We start from the raw sequence: 1230 nt of genomic DNA, 5'->3' as shown, positions 1-1230 counted from the left end.
CGTAGATACCATCTCTTCTAATCAGCCTCAAGCTTTCTTTAAATAGCTTGGGGCTGATATTCAGTTTGATTCTTCACAACACCAAAACAGATATGTGTCAGCTTTCTCATTGCAGCACCAATTGCCTGCATTTTTGTTTTACCTTGCTCCACTAATCGCTTATTTTGGGCTTTTATATCTGGATTATGTTGTACAGCTACTACAGCAGCCATATACAATTTAGCCCTTATATACCCAGGCCCTTCTTTGCTTAAGGTTGTTTTTCCAGCCCGTTTGCCTGACTCATTAAGCTTAGGTATTAAGCCTAAGTAACAAGCTAATTGCTTGGCATTTTTAAACTGTTTACATGCCATCAAGGACACCATCATACGTGATATTACCTCTCCAACACCTTTGATACTTTGAAGCAATTGGCGGTTCTTTTTTAATTGTGGGTGTCTATCAATATGCTCATCAATGTCATTTTTTAGCTTACCCATCTCAGTTTTTAGTACAGCTATCATATCTTCAATTGACTGAGTAACTCGAGTAGATGCACCTGAGAAACCAACAGCTTCATAACGATTTTCTTCGCGACGTAAGTCTTGCTCAAGTGCTTCAAGTCTACGCGTCATTACTTTTAACTCTCTCGCTTCAACAGGCTCAGGCTGCCAACTTAAAAGTGAGTGCTGTTGGTCATGACCATAACGAGCAAGCATTGTGGCGTCCGACTTGTCTGTCTTATGGACAAGCCCTAATGAACTTGCGTACTGTTTTGCTTTACCAGGATTTACATGTAATAAAATAAATCCTTGCTCATATAGGAAATACATCAGCGGCTCGCTATAAACACCTGTGGGCTCTGTTGTAATAACAATATCTTGTGCTTCTAAATTTGTATTCTTTATCAACCAGGCAACTAACTCTTGATAGCCCTTCGGGTTATTTTTAAAAATCTTCGTTTTCTTTTTACTTTTGACTACATCGCGTAGCCAGGAAATATCTAACTTTTCTTTACCCACATCAATGCCAATAAAAGCTTTCATCTCTATCTACTCCCCTTGTACATGCAGCGTCACCCTTAGTTGGGGCGCTAGGATACCATTCAGTTTAATGGAGGTTAGGAAGTCAGGGCTCAATCTACGTCACAGCATTTTCACACTCTGGTTGGGTACGAGCTCACTGTCTTCCCGATGTGACAAGTGCTAGCTAAACACTCATCAAGAAGAGATACAAGGTTGGGTTGAGTGA

1 protein-coding gene is annotated in these 1230 nt (G+C 40.3%); it reads right to left on the bottom strand.

Annotated elements, in window-relative coordinates; translation table 11 throughout:
• Window positions 1–38 precede the first annotated feature (38 nt).
• Window positions 39–1025 (bottom strand): IS110 family transposase, encoded by a 987-nt coding sequence (locus I6E80_RS20305; RefSeq protein WP_024599051.1) that lies wholly within the window; start codon window positions 1023–1025, stop codon window positions 39–41.
• Window positions 1026–1230: the final 205 nt, after the last annotated feature.

The organism is Pseudoalteromonas sp. NSLLW218 (assembly GCF_015864775.1).
Lineage (GTDB): Bacteria > Pseudomonadota > Gammaproteobacteria > Enterobacterales > Alteromonadaceae > Pseudoalteromonas.
This window is presented reverse-complemented; position numbering and strand designations above follow the sequence as displayed.

Bases quoted from the DNA above. Each gene is read 5' to 3' on its own strand.
- I6E80_RS20305 (WP_024599051.1), bottom strand. From the start codon at position 1,025: ATGAAAGCTTTTATTGGCATTGATGTGGGTAAAGAAAAGTTAGATATT.